The following is a 24,892-nucleotide window of genomic DNA, read 5'->3' on the forward strand; positions in this document are numbered from 1 at the left end:
TCGCTACCATTGCCGCTGATAAGATTTGGGAGTTAGCAACAATGACGATTCTCTTTCAACTGGCTCTTGCTGCCCTTGTCATCCTCTCCTTTGTGATGGTGGTGGGTGTGCCAGTGGCCTACGCCTCTCCCCAAGATTGGGATCGCTCAAAGCAGTTAATTTTCCTTGGCTCTGGGCTATGGATTGCCCTAGTGCTAGTGGTAGGCGTTCTCAACTTTTTTGTGGTTTAGTTCAGCCAGCGTTGGCGATAGACTTCGTACAAGAGTACTGCTGTGGCGATCGCCACATTGAGGGATTCAACATTTGGCTCCTGAGGAATCCGCAGTGCCGTAAACGTGAGATCTTGGTAGGCCGGGGGTAACCCTTGGCCTTCATTTCCCATGACCAGTAAGGTCGGTTGACGAAAATCCGCTTGCCAATAGATCAGTGGCGCGGTTGGTAATGTGACGACTATTTGCCATCCTTGGGCTTGGTAGGCTTTGAGAGTGGCCAAACCATCGCTAACAGTTTGCATCGGTAGGCGAAACCACTGGCCGGCACTGGCACGCAGCACTTTTGGATGGGTCATGTCCACGCAATCGGGGGTCAACAATAGCCCCTCAACACCCACGGCGGCAGCGGTACGAATAATCGTTCCCAAGTTGCCCGGATCCTGAAGCGTGACTAAGCACAGACCTAAACGCTGGAGTGGCAAGGTAGGAAGGGGTGTATAGTTGGCAACAGCAACGACGCCATCGGGAGTGGTTGTCGTACAGAGGGCAGTCAGTACCTCTTCACTGACTTCAACGGCGCGATCGCTCCTATGGACAACCTGCTGCCAAAATGTTGGCGATTGCTTTGCTTGCCAAGCGCTGGTATAGCAAACCACCGATAAGCGATAGCCGGCTGCCAGTGCCTCTTGGAGCAAATGAGTCCCCTCTAAAAGCAAGTGCCCTTGGCGATATTTGCGGTGGTGCAGCCTACGGATTGAGCGCACCAAGGGATTCTGCCGACTGGTAATGATCACGACTGAATCCAGCGCTCAAGTAAACGTTCCAGATAGGGAGTCAAGAGTGCGGTTTGCGCGGCTTGAGCTTGAATCTCTGTGGCGGATTGAATGTAAGGGCCGGGGACTAGCTCATGCTGACAGTGCTGAATCAACTCCCCAAGGCTAGCGGGGGTCACTTCTAAGTGAAACTGAAGACCAACAACGCGATCGCCCCACAAGAATCCTTGTTGCGGACAGGTGGCACTTTTGGCGAGGGGCATTGCATCCGGAGGGAGGCTAAACATCTCCCCATGCCAATGCAGCACCGTCAGTTGGGGTGGCCAATCCTGAAACCAAGGATGCGCTTGGGCGGCTGCTGTCAGTTCAATGGGAAACCAGCCGATTTCCTTCGTGGGTGCTGGGGTGACCTCTGCTCCTAGGACTTGTGCCAAGAGCTGAGCACCAAGACAAATCCCGAAAATGGGTAACCCGTTGGCGATCGCTTGGCGCAAAAAGGCCTTTTCAGACCCTAACCATGGATAAACAGCCTCATCGTGTACCCCCATAGGGCCGCCCATCACAATCAGCGCATCCACCTCCGTCAAGGCGGGTAGCGGCTCGCCTGCATAGAGATGACTGCCTTGCCAATCAAAACCACGGGCGATCGCCCACTGGGCAATGTAGGCAGGGGTCTCAAAGGGCACGTGCTGGAGATAATGCAGGCGCATGAACTCGCTTAAGAAGAACTGCCGCCTTCATTCCCAAGGATACGGGATTTATACTCATTCACCTTTTGGCCAAGTTCACGGCGACCGGACTCAAAGAGGACATAGCGATACAGAAACCAACAAGTGTAGCCAAAGCCTACGAGTTCACAGGTCGGGCCTAGGAGGGGAATGGCATTCACTACTTCCAAAATGGCAACCGCTAGTGCCACAAAAGGAATGGTGGCAAGAATGATGAGGAGGGTGCGCAGGGGCTGCTTGTATTCACCCACAAATGCACTAACCTGATCGGGGAAGACCGTGAGGAGCCAATAGAGTTTTTCACGAGCCTGTTGCCACTGTTCATCCGTGAGACCGCCCACCTTCGGCGGCGCTGGCTGAGACTCTACTTCCGCTAAGGGTGCTGGTGCCGGCGTTGGTTCAAAAATAGGCTTTTCCGTATGGGTAGTTTCTGTGGTTGGGGATGTCTCAAATTCATTCATGTGCTTAAGTTCCTTCAGTACCTCAGCAAGTTTAGGCTAAGTTCACCGATCAGCGCTGGCTAATAGCTAATAATTGTTTAACATAGGTGGTGCCTTACCGCTAGCATCCCCTGTCCCCAAAAGACGGCTCTAATCATTAAGCACCCAAGTATCCTTGCTCCCGCCCCCTTGGGAAGAATTCACCACCAATGAGCCACGCTTCATCGCCACCCGCGTCAGACCACCGGGATGGACATAAATTTCCTTGCCGTACAGGATATAGGGGCGTAAGTCCACATGGCAGCCGACAATTTCATCCCCCAGCAGGGTGGGCACGCGCGACAGCGAAAGGGTGGGCTGGGCAATGTAGTTGCGGGGATTGGCTTTGATGCGCTCTGCAAATTCTGCCCGCTGCTCAGTCGTGGCTTGACAACCAATGAGCATGCCATAGCCGCCGGACTCGTTGGCAGATTTCACCACGAGGGAATCGAGGTTCTTGAGCACATGATCCAACTGTTGTGGCTCCCAACACAGGTAGGTGGGCACATTGGGCAGTAGGGGTTCCTCACCGAGATAATAGCGAATCATTTGCGGCACATAGGCATAAATCACCTTGTCATCGGCCACGCCAGTTCCGAGGGCATTGGCGATCGCCACCCGCCCTTGGCGATAAACCTCCATCAGACCCCTGACCCCCAGCATCGAATCAGGACGAAATACCGCTGGATCAATGAAGTCATCATCAATGCGGCGATAGACCACATCCACGCGCTTCAGACCCTTGGTTGTGCGCATTTGTAGGTAACCATCAGCCACCACCAGATCCCGCCCTTCCACGAGCGTTACCCCCATTTGCTGAGCAAGGAAGGAATGCTCAAAATAGGCGGAATTGTACATCCCCGGCGTCAGTACCACCACGGTCGCATCCGGTAGGCCGGGGGGCGCAAGGTTCAGCAGCGTTTCTAGGAGATGGCTGGGGTACTCGTCCACAGGTTGAATGTGCAGTTCTTTGAAGACAAGGGGAAACGTGCTTTTCATCACGCGGCGGTTTTCCAGCACATAGGAGACCCCCGAAGGGCAGCGCAGGTTATCTTCTAGGACATAGAAGGTGCCATCGCGATCGCGCACTAAGTCGGTACCCGTAATATGGCACCAAATGCCCCCCGGCGGCTTCAGGTCATGGCAGGGACGCAGATAGCCCTTGGCTGACTCAATGAGTTCCCGTGGGATGACACCATCCTTAATAATTTTTTGCTCACCATAGACATCAGCAATAAATGTATTGAGCGCCGCAATCCGTTGCTTGAGACCCCGTTCAAGGGCTTGCCACTCTTGGGCGGGAATGACCCGCGGCAGAATATCAAAGGGCATGATCCGCTCGGTGCCCTCGGCAGCACCATAGACCGTGAATGTGACGCCAATATTAAACATCACCTGTTGGGCGGTTTTTTGGCGCTGTTGCAGTTCTCCCGCTGGCAGCGATCGCACCCGTTGTAACAGCGGTTCAATAAAAGGTCGTGGTTGGCCTTTGGCTAGAAACCACTCGTCGTAAAAGTCTTCCGGATCGTAGTTCTCAAATTCCAGCATTGATATTCCTTGGTGGCGATTTCCCTCAATGGTCTTGCTCGAGAGGAGTCGGCAAATCTGACACCGCCACTAAATGAAACCCCATTTGACAGCGAAAGTGTTGACATCCCGCTTCAGCAGTACTCCCTAGAGGCGCCCCACAACGGAGCTGACCCTCCTGCCAGCGGGGTTTGCCTTGGCGATCAGCAAACAAGCAGGATTGACACACAGACTGTGACGGTAAAATCTGATTTTGGGTGAGGATCACAAGCATTGGACACCTCCCGCCGATCAGAGCCTTTAATAGGCCGTCTTTATAGAACCTGATAAAAATAAAGACTCTAACCCCAATGTTTTTATCTTACCGTGAAAGCCTAGCGGATACGGTTGACGACCACTGCTAACTTTGCTACAAATTGCAACTCGCAGCCCCTTGCTTAAATCGGCAGCCAAGACGGTATGGGGAAGACGGTTTGCTACGATAGATACTCTAAGATCAATGAAATTCTTGTTGCCCCTTGAGCTGTAATCCATGTTTGACGCCCTTGCTGAACGCCTTGAATCTGCTTGGAAAACCCTACGGGGTCAAGACAAAATTACCGAAAACAATATCCAAGAAGCTCTTAGGGAAGTGCGCCGTGCCCTGTTAGAGGCCGATGTCAACCTCCAAGTCGCTAAAGACTTTATTGAAAATGTGCGTCAGCGGGCGATCGGTGCTGAGGTCATTGCCGGGGTTCGTCCCGATCAGCAATTTATCAAAATTGTTTACGATGCCCTTGTTGAGGTCATGGGGGAATCCCACAGTCCCCTTGCTCACGTGGAGCCACCCCCCACGATTATTCTCATGGCCGGTTTACAGGGAACGGGGAAAACCACCGCCACAGCAAAGCTCGCCCTGCACCTGCGCAAAGAACGCCGCAGCACCCTCTTGGTGGCCACCGATGTCTATCGTCCCGCTGCGATTGATCAGTTGATTACCCTTGGCAAACAAATTGACGTGCCCGTGTTTGAGATGGGTACAGAAGTTAGCCCCGTGGAAATTGCTCGCCAAGGGGTGGCCAAAGCCAAGGAACTCGGTGTGGATACCGTGATTATTGACACAGCGGGGCGCCTACAAATTGATGCCGAGATGATGGCAGAACTGGCGGCCATTAAAGATGCGGTACAACCCCACGAAACCCTCTTAGTAGTAGATGCGATGACGGGGCAAGAGGCGGCCAACCTCACCCGTGCCTTCCATGAGCAGGTGGGGATTACGGGAGCCATTCTCACCAAACTGGATGGGGATACACGCGGCGGTGCAGCTCTCTCGGTGCGTCAAGTCTCCGGACAACCGATTAAGTTTATTGGTGTTGGTGAAAAAGTCGAGGCTCTCCAACCTTTCTATCCCGATCGCTTGGCCTCTCGCATCTTGGGGATGGGGGATGTCCTCACCCTTGTCGAAAAAGCCCAAGAGGAAGTGGACTTGGCCGATGCCGAAAAAATGTCCCGCAAAATCCTCGAAGCCCAGTTTGACTTTGATGACTTCCTCAAGCAACTGCGCCTACTAAAAAATATGGGTTCCCTTGCGGGAATTATGAAGCTCATCCCCGGCATGAATAAAATTTCAACGGAGCAACTCCAGCAGGGCGAAGTACAACTCAAACGGGCGGAAGCCATGATTAACTCCATGACCCGCGAAGAGCGTCGCAATCCTGAACTTCTCGCTAGCTCCCCCAGTCGCCGTGAACGGGTTGCCAAAGGTTCTGGTTATCAAGTAGCCGATGTAACAAAGTTGGTCAGCGATTTCCAGCGGATGCGATCCCTGATGCAGCAGATGGGTCAAGGGGGCTTTCCGGGAATGGGTATGCCGGGTATGAACCCAATGGGTCGAGGGGGTCGTGCTCAGGCTCCCAAAAAGCCCAAGAAGCAAAAGAAACGCAAAGGCTTTGGCGTTCTTTAACCACTGCCCCGACTACAAGGGGCGATAGACCCGATAGTTAATGTGGGGAAAGATATTGTCAATGGCTTCCACTTTTTCCAGCCAACCCGCATCAATTTTTTGTGCCTTGATGTCATCATAGAGCTTGTGGAAGCGCATCAAGTGGCTACGGGTGCGGCGAACCGCATAGGGTACCATCGTTCCCGTCCGCATAATAAAAGCCCAGTCTGAGGATTGGGCAAGGAGTAATTCCCGTGCCGCTTGGTTGAGGGCACGCCAACTCAGTTCATCCCACGGCTCCCCCTTGGCCAGTTCAATCATCCGTTCAGCGGCCTTATGGAGGTGGGGGTAAATCCAAGCATTGGTGTCATTCAGCCAGTATTCATGGAACCCCTTGTAGCCCCAACTGGACTGGGACGGACGGCACACCTGCTGGGTGGGATGGGCGCGCAGATAGTCTGCCAAGTGGGTCATGGCAAAGGTGTCTTGGTCAAACCAGACCTTGCGGAAGAGAAAGTCAAGGAACCAAGGCCCTTCATACCACCAGTGACCATAAAGTTCCGCATCGTAGGGAGAGACCACAATTGGCGGACGCTGCATTAGGTGGTGCAGGTAGCGAATTTGATTTTCGCGGTTAAACATGAAATTGGCAGCGTGCTCAGCCGCCTTTTCCCGTGCCCAATAGGGGTCGTAGAGTTGCTTGTCCCCTAAACCAAGACCGCGCCCGGTAATTTTGTGGTACTTAATCCCCGTATTTTTGCGTTGGCCATTGGGCATGATGTAGGGCTTGATGTATTCGTACTCTGCTTCCCACCCCAAGTCCTTGTAGAACTCACGGTATTCAGGCGCCCCCGGATAGCCCACCTCCGATGACCACACCTGCTGTGAGGATTCATGATCACGGCCAAAGGCAGCCACCCCAGTTTCGGTGAAAATAGGCGCATAGGTGCCAAAGCGAGGCCGCGGACGGGCATAGAGAATACCATGGCCATCAGTAATGAAATAGCGCAAACCCGCATCGGCCAGCATTCGCTCTAGGCCTTCGTAATAGGCGCATTCTGGCAGCCAAATGCCCTTGGGCGGGCGGCCAAAGGTTTGTTCATAGTGCTCACAGGCCACTTGCAGTTGTGCCCACACCGCTTGGGGATACATTTTCATGAGGGGTAGGTAGCCGTGGGTGGCACCACAGGTAATGATTTCAAGGTTATTGGTGTCTTGAAACTGCTTAAAGGCCTTGACGAGGTCGCGATCGTAGTTTTCCCATGTCTGCCGTACGCGGTTGAATTCTTGGGCATAGTGCTCGGCAAGGTAGCGGATGTGGCCATTGTAGGTATTGCGCTCTACCTCTAGTTCTGCCAGTTCCTCTAGTTTTGCCAAGTGCTGATCGTAGCGTTCCTGAAGTAGCGGATCCCGCAGCATTGAAATTAATGGCGGCGTCATACTCATTGTGATTTTGAAGTCCACGCCGTCACGCTTTAGCCCCTCAAACATCCAGATCAGGGGCACATAGGTTTCGGTAATTGCCTCAAAGAGCCACTCTTCTTCTAAAACGTAGTCACTCTCGGGGTGGCGGACAAAGGGGAGGTGAGCATGCAAAACCAGCGCTAAATAACCAATTGCCATAGGAAGCTTGCCTATTTATGTATTTGGGACAACGGCAGGGGATCAATGAGATCAGTTGAGTTTCCCTCATCTTAGGCGAAATAGCCAAATCTGCAACGGGTAATTTTTATCTTTTCTTCAGATTTATCGTTGGTGCCATCCTCCTGTGATTGATGGCGCGTACAGCCGCCCTTTGCTGAAATAGGGGATAGGAAATCAAATCCTTGCCGGCACTGGCTTTCACAGCTGTGAGCGTGTGCCATCCTTGGAAAAAGGGCTGTAGGGTTGCCAACCCATGCCTTGAAATTTTGGTTCTTGGGGTGGGTGGAGAATCTCGACAAGAATTTCAAGGGAATCCACTAAGCGGGGGCCGGGGCGGTTGAAATAGGCGTTGCCATCAACAATGTACAGTTGACCTGTTTGCAGGGCACGCAATTGCTGCCACTGGGGATAAGTGTGCAAGGCTTGGTCAAGTTCTTGACGGCTGCGTTCGAGGTCAAAGCCACAGGGCATGACAATGATCACCTCCGGGTCGATCGCCAGAAGTGTTGACCACTCAATGTAGGGGGAATGTTTTCCTGCTGTACCGAGGACATTTTCACCCCCCGCGAGGGCAATCAATTCCGGTACCCAATTGCCACTGGCCATGAGGGGGTCAATCCATTCAATGGTCGCGACTTGCCGCCGCGGGCGATCGCTCACCCCTGCTTGACAGGCATAAATTCTGGTGTGTAGCGAATTCAGTAGGGGGTCGGGAGAGACACCGAGGGCAAGACCCACCCGCCGAATATCCTGCCAGACATCCTCAAGGCAATGGGGTTGGAGGGAAATTAACTGCGGTGGTGGCTCAAAGAGTCTGGCGATCGCCCCCTGCACCTCTGCCAAGGTTACAGCACAAACATCGCATTGATCTTGGGTAATGATGTGGGTCGGTTTTAGCGCTTGCAGGGTCGCCAGTTCCAAGTCATAAATGCCCAGAGCTGATCGCAGGAGGTCTTGAACCGCCCGATCAATTGCTAAACTTGACTGCTGTGCATCTAACCTTGCCCGTGTACAAACAGGCAATGTCTTCACCTCTGGCGGATAGTCACATTCGTGGCTACGCCCCACAAGAAACGGTGTCAATCCTAGGGCAGCAACAATTTCTGTGGCACTCGGTAGGAGCGAAACGAGGCGCATCTTGTCGGCGATGCCAGGAGCCAGAATTGAACTGGCGACACGAGGATTTTCAGTCCTCTGCTCTACCAACTGAGCTATCCCGGCTTGAAAGTGTTTTATGATTTTAGCAAGCGTCTAGGTGCGATGACAAGTCTCTCAGAAAATCAATTAGGGCAAAGGCATACTCTCGCATACTATATGGAAAGGTCTTGACCACGATTCTGGAGCCGACTAAGCTGCCCTTATAGTGACAGTCCCCTTGTGGAGCCTCCTAATGGGTATTCAAGTTGTTGCCACCACTCCCTTCAAGGATCAAAAACCCGGCACCTCTGGGTTGCGTAAGGCGGTACCTGTTTTCCAGCAGCCCCACTATCTAGAAAACTTTATCCAAGCGATTTTTGACACCATTGAGGCACCGCAGGGGCAAACGCTTGTTTTAGGGGGTGATGGCCGTTACTTCAATGCTGAGGCGATCCAAGTCATCCTCAAAATGGCTGCAGCCAATGGCTTTGCACGGGTCAAGGTGGGGCAAAATGGCATTCTCTCAACGCCAGCCGCCTCCTGTGTGATCCGCAAGTATGGGGCGATCGGTGGCATTATTCTCTCAGCCAGTCACAACCCCGCAGGGCCACAGGGAGATTTTGGCGTTAAGTTCAATATTGCCAATGGCGGGCCTGCGCCAGAGAAAGTTACCAACGCGATCTATGAGCGGAGCCTTGCCCTCACCAGCTACAAAATCTACACAGCCCCCGATGTGAATCTGCACACCCTTGGGGAGTTTCCCTTGGGTGAAATGATTGTTGAAGTCATTGACCCCGTCGCCGATTATCAAACATTGCTGGAGACTCTTTTTGACTTTGATCGTATTGCTGAGGTCATTCGCACCGGGAAGCTGCGCCTTGTCTTTGATGCCATGCACGCGGTTACGGGACCTTATGCCCATCGGATCATTGAAAAACGCCTAGGGGCACCCCAAGGCACGGTGCAAAATGGTGTGCCGCTACCGGACTTTGGTGGTGGTCATCCCGACCCCAATTTGGTCTATGCCCATGACTTGGTGCAGCAACTCTTTGGCGAGCAGGCTCCTGATTTTGGTGCGGCCTCCGATGGCGATGGCGATCGCAACATGATTTTAGGGGCTAATTGTTTTGTTACCCCTAGCGACAGCCTTGCGATTTTGGCGGCCAATGCCACCCTGGTGCCCGGCTACAAAGACGGCTTAGCGGGGATTGCCCGTTCCATGCCCACGAGTCAGGCGGCCGATCGCGTGGCAGCCAAGCTGGGGATTGACTGTTATGAAACCCCCACGGGCTGGAAGTTTTTTGGCAACCTCCTCGATGCCGGTAAAGTCACCCTCTGCGGCGAGGAAAGCTTTGGTACCGGATCAAACCATGTACGCGAGAAAGATGGCCTCTGGGCTGTGCTTTTTTGGTTGAATATCTTGGCCGTCCGCCAAACCTCCGTGGCCGAGATTGTCAAAGCCCATTGGCAAACCTATGGCCGCAACTACTACTCCCGCCATGACTACGAAGGCATTGAGAGCGATCGCGCCCACACCCTGATGAGCCAACTGGAGCAAAAACTGCCCAGCTTCGTGGGTCAGACCTTGGGTGCCTACACCGTGGCCACTGCCGATAACTTTAGCTACACCGATCCAGTGGATCACAGCGTCAGCCAAAATCAAGGGATTCGGCTGATTTTTGAGGATGGCAGTCGCATTGTCTATCGCCTATCGGGAACGGGAACCCAAGGGGCAACACTACGGGTCTATTTGGAGCGCTTTGAACCCAATCCTGCCCAGCAGCACCTCGATGCCCAAGTAGCACTCGCCGATTTAATTCAACTGGCCAATGAAGTGGCGAATATCCAAGGCTTAACGGGGCGCGATCGCCCCACGGTCATCACCTGATCGCTATGAAAATTCTCCATGTGTCCGATATTCACCTGGGCAGTGGCCTCAGTCATGGCCACATTAACCCGGCCACCGGCTTGAATACGCGCCTTGAGGATTTTATTGCTGCTCTGGCCACCTGTATTGACCGTGCCCTCAGTGAACCCGTTGATCTGGTGCTCTTTGGCGGTGATGCCTTTCCCGATGCCACGCCACCCCCTCTCGTCCATGAAGCCTTTGCCAGCCAATTTCGCCGCTTGGCCGATGCCCGCATTCCCACGGTTTTGCTGGTGGGCAACCACGATCAGCACGCCCAAGGACAGGGGGGCGCGAGCCTCAGTCTTTATCGCACCCTTGGGGTGCCCGGTTTTATCGTGGGCGATCGCTTGGCTACCCATCGCATTGAAACTCGCCGGGGTAGTGTTCAAGTCATTACCCTCCCTTGGTTAACGCGATCTACGCTCCTCACTCGGCCAGAAACCAGTGGCCTTTCCCTTGCCCAGGTGCATCAACTGCTCCTAGAGCGGCTGCGCCTTGCCCTTGAGGGGGAAATTCGCCAACTTGATCCGGCCTTGCCCACTGTCTTACTGGCTCATGCCATGGTGGACACCGCCCAGTACGGCTCTGAACGCTATTTGAGTGCCGGCAAAGGTTTTACGATTCCCCTGAGTTTTTTGGCGCGCCCCTGTTTTGACTATGTTGCCCTTGGCCATGTGCATCGCCATCAAGTCCTGTGTCACGATCCACCCGTGGTCTATCCCGGCAGCATTGAGCGGGTGGATTTTGGTGAAGAGGGGGAAGAAAAAGGGTACGTACTTGTGAATTTGCAGAAGGGAAAGGCACAATTTCAGTTTTGCCCCCTGCCCACCCGCCCTTTTCGTACCATTCGCGTTGATTTAACCGCAGTGGAAACAGACCCCCAAGCAGTGCTGTTGCAGGCGATCGCCAGCGGGGAGATCAGCGGGGCTGTGGTGCGGGTCATGTATCAACTGCGCCCCGATCAAATTCCCCTGATCAACCTCCATGAACTGCAAAAAGCGCTTGAACGTGCCCACAGCGTCAGCCTTCTGCCTCAACTGGTGAATAGCCAGCCCATTGCCCGCCTGCCAGAAGTTGTCCTCGAACAGTGCCTTGACCCCAGCCATGCCCTGCAACTCTATCTGGATCATCACCCTGACCTTGAACCGCTGCATCAAGATCTGCTAGCGGCACTCCAAACCCTTAATGGCCACTCTGAAGAAGAGAGTCAAGACACTCCAGAGATGCCGCGATCGCCTGAAGGGCGCGCTGCGCAAACGCCCGAACCTGTGATTCAGCAACTGAAATTGCTCTCCTAGCCTGAAGTTAAGCTTTGACTCAAGTCCGGTAGGCTAGGCTGGAGTTAGGCATTAAAAATTGTGTTTGCATTTGCGAGATTCAGCCATGACTCAGACTCCCGTTAGAAAGGTTACCTTTGCGGAGTTCCTTGATTATGATGCGGCAGATCATCGCATTGAATTAGAAAATGGCGAAATTATTACCATGCCAACCGGTAGCCCCCTACATATCGCAATTATCCGATTTTTATTCACCACGCTTGAAAACGAAATTAAGGCGAATCATTTACCCTTCGAAATTTTCCCCGGTGGCATTGGCGTGCGCACTGGCCTGCGAACATCACGGGAACCAGACTGATGCATTTTGCACCGCGAAGACTGGGACGCTCTGCGCAAACAAAATCCGCTTTCGGCGATCGTCGAACCCCCACCGCTTTTAGTGGTAGAAGTGGTTAGTCCGGCCAATGGGAATCGCGATCGCCCAAAGGGCGCGCTTCGCGATCGCGACTATCACACAAAACGTCGAGAGTATGCCGAAATGGGCATTCCTGAATATTGGATCGTTGACCCTGAAGAACAAAAGATGGTGCTTTGCGTTGTAGTCGGTCAATCTTATCAGCTCACCGAATTGCAAGGACAATCCCTAATTCGATCAACGCTACTCCCGCAATTGGTGTTGAGGGCTGAGCAACTCTTCAACCTTGAGCACCCCCCCAAAGCAGTGGTAACTTTTCTCAGAGGTTAGGGCGAAAGCCCATGGCTTGGAATCTGAGGGAGACAGGGCAAGAGGGTGCTCGGCATCTTGGGCAAACTTTTTCTTCTAGCTTGTTGACATTTTTTCTCATCTGCCTTAGGCTAAGTTTTAGTGTTCTCCTCTCTGAGGAATCGGCAGGCGGGGTCAGTCATTGCGACGACCCCATTTTTTCTTTAGTCGCTACGGTTGATCCTCAGAAAGCGCTCGATCTCCCGCCCCTTCGGGGAAGTTAACTATTGCCAAAGATTTGCAAATTCTTGGTAGGGAATATGGCGGCTACAGTACCACAGCACGGTATAGGGAGCCATCAGGTAGGGTTCTTCTTGCGCCTTAAAAACCGCAATTTTCTGGCAAACCCACGGGATGACTGTAGTTGAGATGTAGGGAGTTAGGGGCTGCTGCAATTCATCGAGAGCCGCTAGGCCATAGTAAAAGCCGAGAATATCTTGGGTTTCCTGCGCCTTGACCAAGAGCGATCGCAGGGTCGCCAACACAAGGGGATGCTCAGGGGAAATGCGGTGAAGGGCCCGCACCGCCGCCATCAATGTTTCCAGATCGTAGGCCTGCTGCTCAATGATTAACTCAAGGGTGTCAATGGCTTGGGGATGATTGGGACTAACAATGCCAAGGGCGCCGGCAAGGGCAATCTGATGGGACTGCACCGTGGCCAAGCCCAAATAGCGCTCTAGCCGGTCAACAACCTCCCACTGCCGCACCCCCGCTTGGTGTAAACAGCGACTGGCAAGGATCACATCCTCTAGGTATGAGGAGTTACGAAAAATTTCTAGGGCAACATTGCTAGCTTCAACCGCCCAACGGCCTTTTGCCGTAATCAGAACAGAGGCGATCGCCAGTTTCAGGCGGCTAGACTGTTGGGGATAATGGAGCAGCCGCTGTAAAAACTGCTGTAGGCGCTCTCCCGTGGTGCTGTCCCAAACGCTCCTGACCAGCTTGGCATCTAGCTCCTTGAGAAATTGCTGACACTCCGCTAATAGCTCTTCGCGCACTTGGGGCTTGGTGTCTTGGCGTAAGGTATCCTCTAAAACTTGAAACGCTGTACTGAGGTGGCTGACATTGGGATATTGCTGGACAATCAAAAAAGCGGCACGAACACGGGGGAGTTCCCGCTGCTCAACAACTAGGGACTCAAGATAAGGCAGTAGCTCTTGACTAGAAACCCGTGGCAGACATTGGCGAGCCTCCGCCCCAAGGGCAGGAAAGAAAAAGGCCAGCTCCGGTTGCTGGGGAAAGCCGCCAGTGGTTTGTTGGACACCACAGACCCAGTGGCTCATATTGGCAAGGGCGTGTTGGTAGTTTTGCTGCGGCGTTTGGTGATTCACTCCCTTGGGCATGACCGTTACCCAGCGACCCGGATCATCTTGCAGCGCTTGGGGTCTCAGTTGCGCCAGCTCCAATTGCCAGCGACACCAGTAGAGGAAGTTGGGGAATTCAGACGCTTTTGACCAGGGGCGATCGCCAAGCGGGACAGTCGCAGGACTGGCGTCAGATCGCCGTAGGTGATGCCAGTGGGGGCAGCGCGCTTGGGGATGGCGGCAAATTAAGGGCAGCGCTGATGTGCCCGGCAGATGATCATCGCAGCGACTCAGTTCGCGTAATTGCGATCGCGCTTGAGCTACAGCGGCATAGAGATCTGCACCGCCGTGAAAGTTCTGTAAAAAGTACTTCAAAAACAACTCAGCGGCAATATTCGGAACCGCTTCGCGCATCACGATCGCGTGGGGCAAACCCAACTGAATCAAAAACTGTCCTAGGGGAATACTGTTGCAGGAATTAAAGATCGCCAGTTTTAGCCCCTGCGCCACTGCACGTTCAAGCGTGCGATAAAGTTCGCGAATCTCTAATGGTTTCTCGTGATTGTTGATAATAATGCCATAGCCCTGACTGTGCCCGGCAAAAAAGAGAATGTCCCAGGGCTGGCACCACAGGGAATAGAGTTCACTTAATTGGGGCGATCGCAGGCAGTGGAGTTCGACATTGGGTAACGCCCTGAGAGCCTCAAGATCCCCCTTGAGATCAAGGTCGCCACTCGCGCCAAAAATTGCCAGAATCCGTACTCGCTCATGGTGCGCTGTCGAAGACTTCAGGGACTGATACACCATTGGTGAAAACACCACATCCAGATTGCTGTGTTGGCGAATCGGTGTCCAGTCGTGCCATGGATAGTGCCACAGTTCAACAAAATCTGTCTGCACAGAAATGCGGTGAATCTCGTTCATCGGCGGCGGCAAGATAAAGTTGCCTAGGCCAAAAAATGAAGTCTGCTCCTTAGAAAGTGAAGTTTGCTCATTGATCTGTTCCTCGCAGAGATAACTGATGCGCGTATTGTGCAACCACGTGCCAAGGGTAGTCACAAGGTCAGTGTAGTTTTGCCGTACCTCTTTAAGGAGGGTGGGTTGCTGAGTACCAATGTTCGTAATCTGGTTACCGCTAGCCCCCAGACGAGTATTCTTCGCATAGCCGTGATAGGCGTCGCGCCACTGCCGATACCGGTGCGGAAGGTGAGGCATTGCTGGAAACTCTACAGGATACACCCCATAGGCATCCACTTGGCTTTCTGTCCCCAATAATAGGCGACCCTTGAAGGAATGCTGCTCAAGGCAACCCCCGTAGATTTCGAGACAGACGTGTTTCATCGCAGCGGCAATCAAAAAGAGCCAATGCAGCTAGACAACAAAAGTTTCCGTGATCTTAGCATCTCCATAGGCCAATGTGATGCCAAAAGTTTCGCCAATTTGTCCCCAAAACTTGTACTGCACCGCTTGATCCTGCTGCCGACTAGTGACTTGGGCAAAGGTATTGCCATTGGCCTCAGTAATCATCAAAACCAAGTCTGGGGGCAACGTTTCACCTACCTTGAGGGCAGTGACGCGCACAAGAATATTGGCAGACATCGTATCTCGCGGCAGTACGGCCATGACCAAGCCGAAGGACTGTCCGCCGAGGGCAAGACCCAAGTCCACGGTACGAGTTTTCCACACCCCTGCTTCTGGGGCAGTGGCATCTTTAGCGTGGAGATATTCTGCCGCCATCCAGCGCAATCCTTCATCGGCAGTGGTGGCAATCAGGTCTTTGAGGAGGGCAACCGCTTGGCGACAATCCTCCGTTTCCAAGGCTTGGCGTAATTGAGCTTGAGCTTGCATGGCTTCTAAGGTGTCATTGGAGCGCAATGCCCACTCTGGCGATGTCCAGCCCAGCTTCCAACTGATGTAGGGATTGAGCATCGCGCCCTCCGCCAGCAACTCCTGCGCCTCTTGCCACACTTGACCCAACAGGTTGCTCACGCCCTTGGTCTTGGCATAAAGCCAGAGACTCAGCCGCTGCGGATGACAGGCCAAAAAGAGATCAAGGCGATGGCGAGGTTGCCCAATGATGTGCAGCCATTCCTCTAGGGGCAACACCAAGCGGGGCAAGAGCATCTCACCACTGGCAATTTGCTGAAGCGTGGCTGTGGGAATCGCAGTTGCGGCAGGTGATGGAACAGGGATGTGATGGCAGGCCGGCAAGGCAGCGAGGAGGGGCACATCTTCGATCATGTCCTCGCGATCGAGGGTGTAGGTACGACTGAAGGCGTCAACAGCAGCACGATTCACACTGCTAGTCGGTGCATAGCCCCAGAGTCTGACCTGCGCTTCTTCGGCAAAGACTTGGACGCCTAGGATGTAATCGGGTTTCCAAGCAGCAATGTGCAACCATTCCTGAGGAATGCGGCACTCGTCAAGCTCTATAGAAGTATCAGGCACAATCAACACTTGACCAATGGCGGTCGTCAAGAGGGTGCCGTTGACAAACTCCCAGAAGATGGGCAGTTCGACGGTGGAGAGGAAGGGGTCGGCACTGATGCCCATTGCTGCAAACCAGTTACGCACGGCTACATAGGCCATCGCATTCATTCGCACACTGCCACGACGGTAAGCGCGGGCAGCCGCTGTGATCTGCTCAATCCACTGGCGATCGCCACAATTTGTTAAGTCAATGTGAACGTGTTCTGTGTGCGCCATCGGTGGCGCACCTATAGCAGTGAGAAACGACAGTGATAGCGATGTCATGGTTCCTTACCTAAGTACAACAACTCCCAAAAGTTCATACCGTTTACAAAACAGTCAAAATGCACCCTCATAACGACAGTGTTCTGCCATACCTACCTGATCACACCGCTGACAAGACCCTGCTAACACTTTATAACCCTCCTTCAACCACAGGTTGACAGCCACTGTTGCCTCCTTAAGGCGTTCAGGATGCGTGGGTTGGTTAAGGCCGGCGAGTACCGCTTTCGCCAAATGACCACGAATCCGCTCTAGGGCACGAGACACTTGATATTGTTTTGCAAAGCCTAAGTGCTGGGCAATTTGTTGTTGGCTGACCTGCTCGCAATAGTACAGACAAAACACCTGACGACTAGTGTCATCCAGTGCTGCAATCGCATTTTTCATCATTTCAAAGACCCGTTTAAGGGTTTCCTGTTCTTCCTGTTTCAGGGTTGCTTCCCAAGGCGTATTTCCTCCTTCTAGGGTGTCCCAAAACCTTTGCTCAGCAGGATTCACCACCTGTGGTTGGCGATAAGCTCGCAAGGCAGCGATCGCTGTGCGGAGCAGGGTTTCAACTTCGCTAGGGGTTACAGCGGGAAGATCAGGACAACATTGACGATAGGTTTTAGCCACCTGAGCCAGCAGTGCCTGATCGGGAGCAGTGGTCTGATCCGCCAACTCCTGCCACAATTCGACAAGGGCACAGATTTGACGAACTCGATCTTCTGTGTATCCTTGGTTCCCCAAGGCTGAGGAGAGAGAACGCAGACCACTGTGTTTGAGTAGACCCCAATCTGATTTCCGAACCCCCACCAGCGCAGCATACACACCGTCATAGATACGGCGATAGGCATAGGTGGATAGCCGCGTACCCCGCTCGGGCTTAAATTTGCTCAATAACTTGAGGGGATCATTAGTGAGACAGCAAGCCTGCTGAAAACAGTCACTGACCTGATGCATCCCGCCCAGTTTCTCCCGCAGGGTCATGGCTACAGACCAACTAGTTTCTTGGAGATAGCAAAATAGACCCCGCCGCCAGTACTGGGCATCATCATGGTTCGGCTGACGCTGTAATTGTTGGAGGAGGAAGACAGCCGTCGGCTCTGGCTCCTCGAGGTTGTACCCCGCTGCTGTGAAGTAGGCCTGTAGTTGGCGATCTCGATACCAGCGCGGGCGATCGGAACCGTCAAATCGGAGCAAAGCAATGAGTTTATCGCAGGGTTGGCGTGTCATCAATCGTTCTCACTAGATATCAATCAAAGGACAACCGTACGGAGAAACGTGACTGCCTGCTTTATTCACTCCTCATTATTCATCCATCCTCCTGTTACAACCCTCTATTCATTTATCCAATGGCGTTTTTACAAATATGCACTCGCCTTGCAGATTTTAGAAAAAATTTTTCACCAACCCTGGTGGCGGCTAGCCGCCACTCTATCAACTCCTAGCGTCACAGGGGGAGGATGATCCATATCACAAGTCAAGCGTGTTTTCTGTGGCACACTACGATCAAGATTTGCGATATGCCCATGTTTAACCCACTCACCATTCGGTTTTGGGGCGTGCGCGGCAGTATTCCCTGTCCCGGTTCCCACACTGTCCGCTATGGCGGTAACACTCCCTGCGTGGAAATTCAAGCTAATGGTCAACGCATCATTTTTGACGGCGGTACGGGTTTACGGGTTCTGGGGGAGCACTTAATGAGTCAACATCCGGTGGCGGCACATTTATTCTTTACCCATACCCACTGGGATCATATTCAGGGTTTTCCCTTCTTTCAGCCCGCCTTTGTACCGGGGAATCAGTTCCATATCTACGCAGTGCCGGGGAAAAATGGTCAGGGCATTGAACGACGACTGAATGATCAAATGCTGCACCCCAACTTTCCTGTCCCGTTGCAGATTATGGGGGGAGATTTGCGTTTTTATGACTTGGAGGCGGGCGAACAGGTACACCTAGGCGGCGGTGTGGTGGTGAGTAATGAAGCCCTGAATCATCCGGGTGGGGGGGTGGGCTACCGTGTGAGTTGGCAGGGTATCCATGTGGCCTATATCACAGACACGGAGCATTTGCCTGATCAGTTGCATCCGGGGGCGTTTGCCTTGGCCGATCGCGCCGATGTGATGATCTACGATGCCACCTATACCGATGAAGAATACTATCACCCGCAGCAGAGCAAGGTGGGGTGGGGGCATTCCACATGGCAGGAGGCGGTTAAGCTTGCCCAAGCCGCCCAGGTCAAGCAACTGATTTTGTTTCACCATGACCCTAGCCATGATGATGACTGTCTAGATCGCATTGGTGAGTTGGCACGGGCACGATTTCCGCAGACGCTGCTGGCTCGCGAGGGGCTAATGATTTCCGTCTATCCAAATGTGATACACTTCCCGGCGACGCCTCAAGCAAGTTAGTCCTGTGTTGCCTGTCGTTCTTTTACCAGGGTATTTAGCGGCTGCCCCTGACTATTACCCACTGCGGGATTATCTGCGGCAATTGGGGTTTGTGGCGGAGGTGGTGCCCCTCAGGGTACGCTCGTGGTTTCCCACGTTGGGGGGGCGATCGGTGGCGCCAATTTTACAGGCCTTGGATACCACCATTCAGCATGTTCTGAATGCAACAGGGGCGTCCGCCGTGCATCTCATTGGCCACTCAGCGGGGGGCTGGATTAGCCGCATTTACCTAGGGGATCAACCCTATGATGGCCAAGTTTGGGCGGGTCACAAATGGGTGCACACGCTAATCACGTTGGGTACTCCCCATCGGAGTCAGGAGCGTTGGACGCGCCGCAATCTTGACTTTGTGAACACCACGTACCCCGGTGCCTATTACCCGCAAGTTCGCTATGTGTGTCTGGCGGGCAAGGCTATCTATGGCACACCACGCGGTTCGTTTGCCAATTGGTTTACGTATCAAAGCTATAAACTCACCTGTGGCGAGGGTGCCTGTTGGGGAGATGGGGTGACACCAGTGGCAGCAGCCCACCTTGAGGGGGCAGAGAATCTGGTCTATGAAGATGTGCTCCATGCGCCTCGCAGCCGCTTGCGCGATCGCCCCGATGCCCCTTGGTACGGCTCCCCAGCAATTGTCGCTACTTGGCAGCAGTATTTGAAAGCCAGTTAGAGGGCACACCGCTCAAATTGCCAGCGGTAAACGGGTAATCCTTGACTGAGGACACATTTTTCCCGTTCTGTCGCGACGGGCCAAGGACTCTGGGGTAACCAATCGGTACAGGTTGAGCTAAAGGCGGCATGGGCACGAAACTGTTGCACCATTGATTCAGCCACCTCAAAGACATCTGACTGAAGGACAACACGCCCACCAGCGGGCAGGAGTTCGGCAAGGGTGGCCACCAGTTCAGGGGTGACGACGCGGCGTTTATGGTGACGGCGCTTGAACCACGGATCTGGAAACTGAATCGTGACGGTGTGCAGGGGGAGTCCGCCGAGGATTTTGCCCAAGTGGACATTGGCATTGCCCCAAAGGTAGTGGAGGTTCCGAAGTTGCTGGCGATCGCGCCGTTCATTGGCCGTCACCACCAGCGGGTAGCGAATTTCCAAACCCAGAAAATTTTGCTCTGGATACAGTGCTGCCATTTCTAACAAGAACGTCCCCTTGGCACAGCCAATATCGAGATGCAGGGGCTGCGAGGGCTGCTTGTAAATCGTTGACCAATCGGGAACAGCAATGTCCTGCTGGAACTTTTGACTGAGAGGGTTAACGTGTTGTCGCACCCGTACCGCCATGGCGCGATCGCTCATCCAAAACTCCCTAATGTACTGCCGCTATAGCGTAGCGTATATCACTGCAAAGTTAGAAAAAAACTGCCCTCAAACGCTGAGGACAGCAAAAACCACCTAGGGCAATGGGATCGTTCAGCGGCGTGGTACGACCCCAAACTTATTGGCAGGCGAGTTACTCCTTCAAGAAACCGCTGTAGGCTTCCATGCCATGCTCGCCGATGTCCAAGCCTTTGAGTTCCTCTTCTTCGGAAACACGAATGCCAAGCGTTTGTTTCAGAGCCAGCCAAAAGATACTGGTCAGCAGTACAGTAAAGCCACCGACTGTCAAAATACCGATAATCTGAGCAATCAACTGAGTCACTCCGTGGCCGGTGAGCAAGCCTAACTCTTTGTCAAACAAGCCAACAGCTAAGGTACCCCAAGTGCCGCAGACCAAGTGGACAGAGGTGGCACCAACGGGGTCATCAATTTTGATGCGGTCAAAGAAAAGGACAGAATAGACCACAATCACACCGCCAATGGCACCAATGATCACGGCACTCCAGTAAGACACACCTGCACAGGGTGCTGTAATGGACACTAATCCCGCCAGAATACCGTTGATAATCATGGAGAGGTCAGGTTTACCAATGGCTAGCCAAGCGGTAATTGTTGCCGCAACCCCACTGGCTGCCGCCGCCAAGTTTGTTGTAACTGCGATGTAGGGTACAGCTTCATTTGCGGCCAGTTCAGAACCAGGGTTAAAACCAAACCAGCCGATCCAGAGGATCAAACACCCCAGCATGGCAAAGCCCATGTTGTGGCCGGGCAACGCCCGAGGCGTACCATCTGCGGCATACTTGCCAAGCCGTGGTCCTAGGAACGCAGCGCCCATCAGTGCCGACCAACCGCCTACGGCATGAACCACCGTTGAACCGGCAAAATCCTTAAAGGCAATATCTGGGCCAAGGAAACCAATGTTGCTGAGAAGGCCACCCCCCCAAACCCAGTGACCCGTAATGGGGTAAGAGATACCAGTGAGCAGGAGGCTGAAAATCAAAAAGTCAACAAACTTGATCCGCTCGGCCACTGCCCCAGAAACAATGGTGGCTGCGGTTCCTGCAAAGGCAGCTTGGAACAGAAAGGCCACAGCGATGGGTAAGCCCTCCGGAAAGGGATCAAGACCGTAGGTTTCGGGGTTTTCACTACTGAGGAAAAAGCCCCCCAGGCCAATAAAAGCATTGCCCTCGGTACCAAACATGAAAGAGAATCCGATCGCCCAGTAGGCAAGGGTGGCCAAGGCAAAAACAATGAGGTTCTTAGAAAGAATGTTGACAGCATTTTTCTGGCGGCAGAAGCCAGTTTCCAACATGCCGAAGCCAGCATTCATGAAAATCACCAGAATGGCTGCAATGAGTACCCAAATGGTGTTGAGTACGCCTTGAACGTCTTCAGGAGTGAGGGGTTTATCCTGTGCCTGAGCAGCCACTCCCCAAACAGCCACAATGATTAAAGCTAGGGGAATGCAGGCGACAAGGGCTGGCGATCGCCAGCGGAAATTGGGCTGCCGGTCAAGGTTGCGTAACGGGCGCTTTTGCCGTCTCGCACGTTTCAGTTTTAACTTGGACATCGCTTTCATTCTCAACGATTATGGAGTAGAGTTGCACATGAGTTCAGCGGAGGAGAAATCGCAGTTGCGGCACCATCGCGCCAGAAAGTGATCTGGCTGTTGTTTGGCTGGAGCTGAGCAAAGCATTGACCCGCAATTAACCTTTGATTGCACCAGTTCTCACAGTGGAAAATCTGTATCGGGTTATACATTTACCTTGACGGCCAAAACCGCCTATCCTAGGAAAGGCAAATAGCTTCAAGTTTGCGGGTAACGTTCCTCTAGGTGTGAATGGATACGATCTGGGAGTTGGATTTTTATTCCCGTCCCCTTGTGGATGAAAACAACAAAAAAATCTGGGAATTGCTGATTTGCGATCGCCAGCAACAATTTCAGTTCAGCAAAACTTGTGCCGGAGCTGAAGCCAATGCCCGCTGGTTAGAAGCTGCCCTCAAAGAAGCCATGGATCAATGGCGGCAGCAACTGGGACTGGCAAACAGTGCTCAACCCGATCGGGTACGTTTTTTCCGCCGAGCCATGACCAGCATTATTACGCGGGGGGGAGAAGCGGCAGGATTAGTGATGGTGCCCAGTCGGCGCACGTTTGCCCTCTATGATTGGCTGCGCGATCGCGCCACAAACCTCTATCCAACCCTACCCAACTACCAAGCCGATCTGGCAACGCCACCCCAGTTGATCCTCCCTGCGCCTCAACCTTTACCACCAGCCCTGAGGGGCGATCGCTGGCAATTCAGTGGTCTTCCTCTGGGGGAAATTAAAACGGCTGGTGAATGGGAACTGCCCTTTGGTGAGGTACCCCCACTGCCCTTTTTGACCCTCAGTGACGATACGCTACTGCCGGGGTTAATTATCTATTCGCAGCGCGCACTGCCCTTGGCGGGTTGGCTGTCGGGATTAGAGCCGGCCTATTTGAGTTTTGAGGAAGAACCTCAGCCGTTGCTAGTGTTGGAAACGGGAGCCAGCGATCGCTGGGTACTCATCAGTGGCCGCAATCCCCAGATTCAGAAAGAACTGGCCGCCTTTAGGGACGCCTGTACCCAAAGCCAAGGCTTGCATTTCATTGCCGTGAAGGAAAGACCAGAACAGGAGACCCTGCAAGGCTTTTGGTTGTTGCAGCAAACACCCGAAGTCTAAAGTTAAAGCGAAATTAGAGCAGCTTCTCTAGGCCATAGATCAAGCGCTTGAGCTGCCGCACTTTGCGAATCGCCAGCAATACCCCCGGCATATAGCACTGGCGATCGCTGGTGTCATGGCGCAACGTATAAATTTGCCCCGGTGCGCCAAAAATCACCTCCTGATGGGCAATCAGTCCCGGCAAGCGCACACTGTGGATGCGAATCTCCCCCTCCGTACACGCCCCGCGGGCACCCCTGAGATGTTCCGACTCCTGCACTTGCGGTGGGTTAAAGGTTTTGCCCAATTCTGCTAAACGCTGCGCGGTTTGAATGGCGGTACCACTAGGAGCATCAGCCTTTTGGTTGTGGTGCAGTTCAATGATCTCCACATGGTCAAAATACTGGCTCGCCCGGATGGCCGCCTCCTGCAGTAACACCATACCAATGGAGAAGTTGGGAGCAATCACCCCCCCCATATCGGCTTTGTCAGCAAACTCGGCCAGATCTTCAATTTGTTCTGGACTCAAGCCCGTTGTTCCGACCACAGGATAGATACCGTAGGCGATCGCCATGCGCACATTTTCGTAGACGGCTGTGGGATGGGTAAAATCCACCATCACCACCCCTTGTTTTTCTTGGGCAGCGGCGACACACACCTCTTGCAAGCTGCCACTAATTGGAATGCCCAGCGCCCCTAGCCCCAGGACTTCACCAATATCCTCCCCCACCTGCTTGCGATCAACAGCAGCATAGAGGGCAGTGTCGGCAGCCTGTTGTACGGCTTTAACGACCTCGCGTCCCATTTTGCCGAGAGCACCGACAACAATGACCGGAATGGGTGTACTCATTCAAAACTCCGAACCGCGGCCATTGGCTAGGATAGCGCGATCGCTTGGCGATACAATAAGCCAATGCTGAGTATTTTGTCCTAAAGGTACGATGTTAGTTTTTTCTTTTCCTGAGTTGGTTGAGCGCTGTCAAACGTGGACACCAAAGCGGCCAGGCTACGCCGTTTGTCCTTTGGATCACCACAATCCGGAATTAGCCTCTAGTCTCTATCGCATTGAACCCGGACAAGCCAACTATCCCCACTATCACCATCGAGGCGATGACATCTTTCTGATTGTGTCGGGAGTTGGTGAACTCATTACCTGCCCGATGACGCCTCCTGCGAGTTCTGTGGCAGCAACCGCCTTGATCCGTACCCCCGTGGAAACCGGCTCCTATGTCCATGTGGATGCCCAATGTCTCCATTGGCTGCGGAATCTTTCTGCCGATCAGCCGTTGTATTACCTTAACATTGCGCCCCTATCCCACGAGGGCGATCGCGTCGATGTCACCATTGAGGGCTGGAGCTAAGAAAACAGTTATTCACCCTTAAACTTACTGGCTGCTTCCTCAAAGGCCTTGCTCAACTCATCCCACGCACTCTGGAACCCTGCTTTGAGGGACTCCCAAGCATCATCGCCCGCTTCTTTGAGGGCAGCCAATTGCTGAGTAATCTCATCGCGTTTGGCCTTGAGGGCTTCAATTTTAGCTTCAATATCTGCCTTGACATCTTCACCCGCTTGATCCGCCTTTGCCTTGAGTTGGTCAAGCTGGGCACCGAGTTGTTGCAGCTTCGTTTCCATTTCGCCTTGGTAGGTCAAGCGATCGGACATACAACTATCCTCCCTTGCTCAAGATAAATACCTACGATGACTCAAAGCATCCTAGATGGATAACAATGCAAGGGTGGCATACTCCGTGCCATGGGATCAAGGCATTGGGGATATTTTGTAAAAGTTACTTTCATTTCCACACAAAGCGAATTAAAAAACTAAAGAATAATTAAAAAATGTATCTAATCATTTTATTTTGTGTAGTGTGTCGAGAAATACAGTCAAAGAACTACAGAGAAATCTATACTTTTCATTAGAAAGTCAGGGGAATACTCTGCATTAACCGCAGCCTGTTTCTGCAACGCAGAGTGATAAGTAAGCTAACTTCACACTTTTTAGAATGAGGAGCAACTTTGTATT

General features: G+C 53.1%; 22 protein-coding genes, 1 tRNA gene and 1 pseudogene. 9 read left to right on the plus strand and 15 right to left on the minus strand.

The features are described from left to right. Positions 1–41: 41 nt before the first annotated feature. A complete protein-coding gene (psbZ, locus tag RHJ31_RS08895) occupies positions 42–230 on the plus strand; it encodes a photosystem II reaction center protein PsbZ (protein WP_181496775.1) in 189 nt (62 codons plus the stop codon). Here the strand turns inward: psbZ and RHJ31_RS08900 are convergent. The 5 genes from RHJ31_RS08900 to RHJ31_RS08920 all read right to left on the minus strand — a co-directional run bounded on the left by RHJ31_RS08900 (position 227) and on the right by RHJ31_RS08920 (position 3,993). Then, positions 227–1,003 (minus strand): RNA methyltransferase, encoded by a 777-nt coding sequence (locus RHJ31_RS08900; RefSeq protein WP_315862986.1) that lies wholly within the window; start codon positions 1,001–1,003, stop codon positions 227–229. The genes psbZ and RHJ31_RS08900 overlap by 4 nt on opposite strands. Beyond that, positions 1,003–1,695: a type 1 glutamine amidotransferase gene (locus RHJ31_RS08905; protein WP_206199551.1), complete on the minus strand. Its 693-nt coding sequence runs from the start codon at positions 1,693–1,695 to the stop codon at positions 1,003–1,005. Before RHJ31_RS08905 ends, RHJ31_RS08900 begins: the two co-directional genes overlap by 1 nt. A gap of 8 nt (positions 1,696–1,703) precedes the next feature. Beyond that, positions 1,704–2,174, minus strand: coding sequence for a CAAD domain-containing protein (locus tag RHJ31_RS08910; RefSeq protein WP_302676360.1), 471 nt, complete (start codon positions 2,172–2,174; stop codon positions 1,704–1,706). Positions 2,175–2,303: 129 nt separating this feature from the next. Next, on the minus strand, positions 2,304–3,740 hold the full coding sequence (locus tag RHJ31_RS08915; RefSeq protein WP_399375628.1) for a circularly permuted type 2 ATP-grasp protein: 1,437 nt from the start codon (positions 3,738–3,740) through the stop codon (positions 2,304–2,306). Between the two features lie 25 nt (positions 3,741–3,765). After that, on the minus strand, positions 3,766–3,993 hold the full coding sequence (locus RHJ31_RS08920) for a hypothetical protein (protein WP_206199549.1): 228 nt from the start codon (positions 3,991–3,993) through the stop codon (positions 3,766–3,768). Between the two features lie 258 nt (positions 3,994–4,251). On the opposite strand from RHJ31_RS08920, the gene ffh reads away from it, so the two are divergent. Continuing rightward, positions 4,252–5,661 carry a signal recognition particle protein gene (ffh, locus tag RHJ31_RS08925; RefSeq protein WP_302676361.1) on the plus strand — a complete coding sequence of 470 codons (1,410 nt, stop codon included), beginning with the start codon at positions 4,252–4,254 and terminating at the stop codon, positions 5,659–5,661. Positions 5,662–5,673: 12 nt separating this feature from the next. On the opposite strand, the gene RHJ31_RS08930 is transcribed toward ffh, so the two are convergent. The 3 genes from RHJ31_RS08930 to RHJ31_RS08940 all read right to left on the minus strand — a co-directional run bounded on the left by RHJ31_RS08930 (position 5,674) and on the right by RHJ31_RS08940 (position 8,505). Further along, complete coding sequence (locus RHJ31_RS08930) at positions 5,674–7,263, minus strand: glycoside hydrolase family 57 protein (RefSeq protein WP_149818172.1); 1,590 nt, start codon at positions 7,261–7,263, stop codon at positions 5,674–5,676. Positions 7,264–7,482: 219 nt separating this feature from the next. Continuing rightward, complete coding sequence (locus tag RHJ31_RS08935) at positions 7,483–8,421, minus strand: cobalamin-binding protein (RefSeq protein WP_302676362.1); 939 nt, start codon at positions 8,419–8,421, stop codon at positions 7,483–7,485. 11 nt (positions 8,422–8,432) lie between these two features. Next, a tRNA-Phe gene (locus RHJ31_RS08940) sits at positions 8,433–8,505 on the minus strand. 169 nt (positions 8,506–8,674) lie between these two features. Here RHJ31_RS08940 and RHJ31_RS08945 point away from each other — a divergent pair. The 3 genes and pseudogenes from RHJ31_RS08945 to RHJ31_RS08955 all read left to right on the plus strand — a co-directional run bounded on the left by RHJ31_RS08945 (position 8,675) and on the right by RHJ31_RS08955 (position 12,352). After that, a complete protein-coding gene (locus tag RHJ31_RS08945) occupies positions 8,675–10,309 on the plus strand; it encodes an alpha-D-glucose phosphate-specific phosphoglucomutase (protein WP_302676363.1) in 1,635 nt (544 codons plus the stop codon). Positions 10,310–10,314: 5 nt separating this feature from the next. After that, positions 10,315–11,628, plus strand: a complete 1,314-nt coding sequence (gene sbcD / locus RHJ31_RS08950) for an exonuclease subunit SbcD (RefSeq protein ID WP_302676364.1) — start codon at positions 10,315–10,317, stop codon at positions 11,626–11,628. Positions 11,629–11,713: 85 nt separating this feature from the next. Next, positions 11,714–12,352: pseudogene (locus RHJ31_RS08955) on the plus strand (Uma2 family endonuclease). Positions 12,353–12,594: 242 nt separating this feature from the next. On the opposite strand, the gene RHJ31_RS08960 reads toward RHJ31_RS08955, so the two are convergent. The 3 genes from RHJ31_RS08960 to RHJ31_RS08970 form a co-directional block, all read right to left on the minus strand. Beyond that, positions 12,595–15,015, minus strand: a complete 2,421-nt coding sequence (locus RHJ31_RS08960) for a CHAT domain-containing protein (protein ID WP_302676365.1) — start codon at positions 15,013–15,015, stop codon at positions 12,595–12,597. A 30-nt stretch (positions 15,016–15,045) separates the two neighbouring features. Further along, complete coding sequence (locus RHJ31_RS08965) at positions 15,046–16,380, minus strand: DUF1822 family protein (RefSeq protein ID WP_302676366.1); 1,335 nt, start codon at positions 16,378–16,380, stop codon at positions 15,046–15,048. A 102-nt stretch (positions 16,381–16,482) separates the two neighbouring features. After that, complete coding sequence (locus tag RHJ31_RS08970) at positions 16,483–17,640, minus strand: sigma-70 family RNA polymerase sigma factor (protein WP_302676367.1); 1,158 nt, start codon at positions 17,638–17,640, stop codon at positions 16,483–16,485. A 290-nt stretch (positions 17,641–17,930) separates the two neighbouring features. Here RHJ31_RS08970 and RHJ31_RS08975 point away from each other — a divergent pair, with 290 nt between their 5' ends. After that, entirely contained in the window at positions 17,931–18,818 is an 888-nt protein-coding gene (locus tag RHJ31_RS08975) for an MBL fold metallo-hydrolase (protein WP_206199539.1), read from the plus strand. A gap of 4 nt (positions 18,819–18,822) precedes the next feature. Beyond that, a complete protein-coding gene (locus RHJ31_RS08980) occupies positions 18,823–19,527 on the plus strand; it encodes a triacylglycerol lipase (protein WP_302676368.1) in 705 nt (234 codons plus the stop codon). Here RHJ31_RS08980 and trmB read toward each other — a convergent pair. Beyond that, on the minus strand, positions 19,524–20,165 hold the full coding sequence (trmB, locus tag RHJ31_RS08985) for a tRNA (guanosine(46)-N7)-methyltransferase TrmB (protein ID WP_302676369.1): 642 nt from the start codon (positions 20,163–20,165) through the stop codon (positions 19,524–19,526). The two genes, RHJ31_RS08980 and trmB, sit on opposite strands and share 4 nt — an antisense overlap. Positions 20,166–20,319: 154 nt before the next feature. Then, entirely contained in the window at positions 20,320–21,765 is a 1,446-nt protein-coding gene (locus tag RHJ31_RS08990; RefSeq protein WP_302676370.1) for an ammonium transporter, read from the minus strand. Positions 21,766–22,026: 261 nt separating this feature from the next. Here RHJ31_RS08990 and RHJ31_RS08995 point away from each other — a divergent pair, with 261 nt between their 5' ends. Further along, positions 22,027–22,890 (plus strand): Tab2/Atab2 family RNA-binding protein, encoded by an 864-nt coding sequence (locus RHJ31_RS08995; RefSeq protein WP_206199536.1) that lies wholly within the window; start codon positions 22,027–22,029, stop codon positions 22,888–22,890. Between the two features lie 13 nt (positions 22,891–22,903). On the opposite strand, the gene dapB is transcribed toward RHJ31_RS08995, so the two are convergent. Next, positions 22,904–23,719 (minus strand): 4-hydroxy-tetrahydrodipicolinate reductase, encoded by an 816-nt coding sequence (gene dapB, locus RHJ31_RS09000; RefSeq protein WP_206199535.1) that lies wholly within the window; start codon positions 23,717–23,719, stop codon positions 22,904–22,906. A gap of 91 nt (positions 23,720–23,810) precedes the next feature. On the opposite strand from dapB, the gene RHJ31_RS09005 reads away from it, so the two are divergent. Beyond that, complete coding sequence (locus tag RHJ31_RS09005) at positions 23,811–24,230, plus strand: cupin domain-containing protein (RefSeq protein ID WP_302676371.1); 420 nt, start codon at positions 23,811–23,813, stop codon at positions 24,228–24,230. An 8-nt stretch (positions 24,231–24,238) separates the two neighbouring features. Here RHJ31_RS09005 and RHJ31_RS09010 read toward each other — a convergent pair whose 3' ends face one another. After that, entirely contained in the window at positions 24,239–24,532 is a 294-nt protein-coding gene (locus RHJ31_RS09010; RefSeq protein WP_206199533.1) for a hypothetical protein, read from the minus strand. Positions 24,533–24,892 lie beyond the last annotated feature (360 nt).

This window comes from Thermosynechococcus sp. JY1331 (assembly GCF_031583475.1).
In the GTDB taxonomy this organism is placed as follows: domain Bacteria; phylum Cyanobacteriota; class Cyanobacteriia; order Thermosynechococcales; family Thermosynechococcaceae; genus Thermosynechococcus.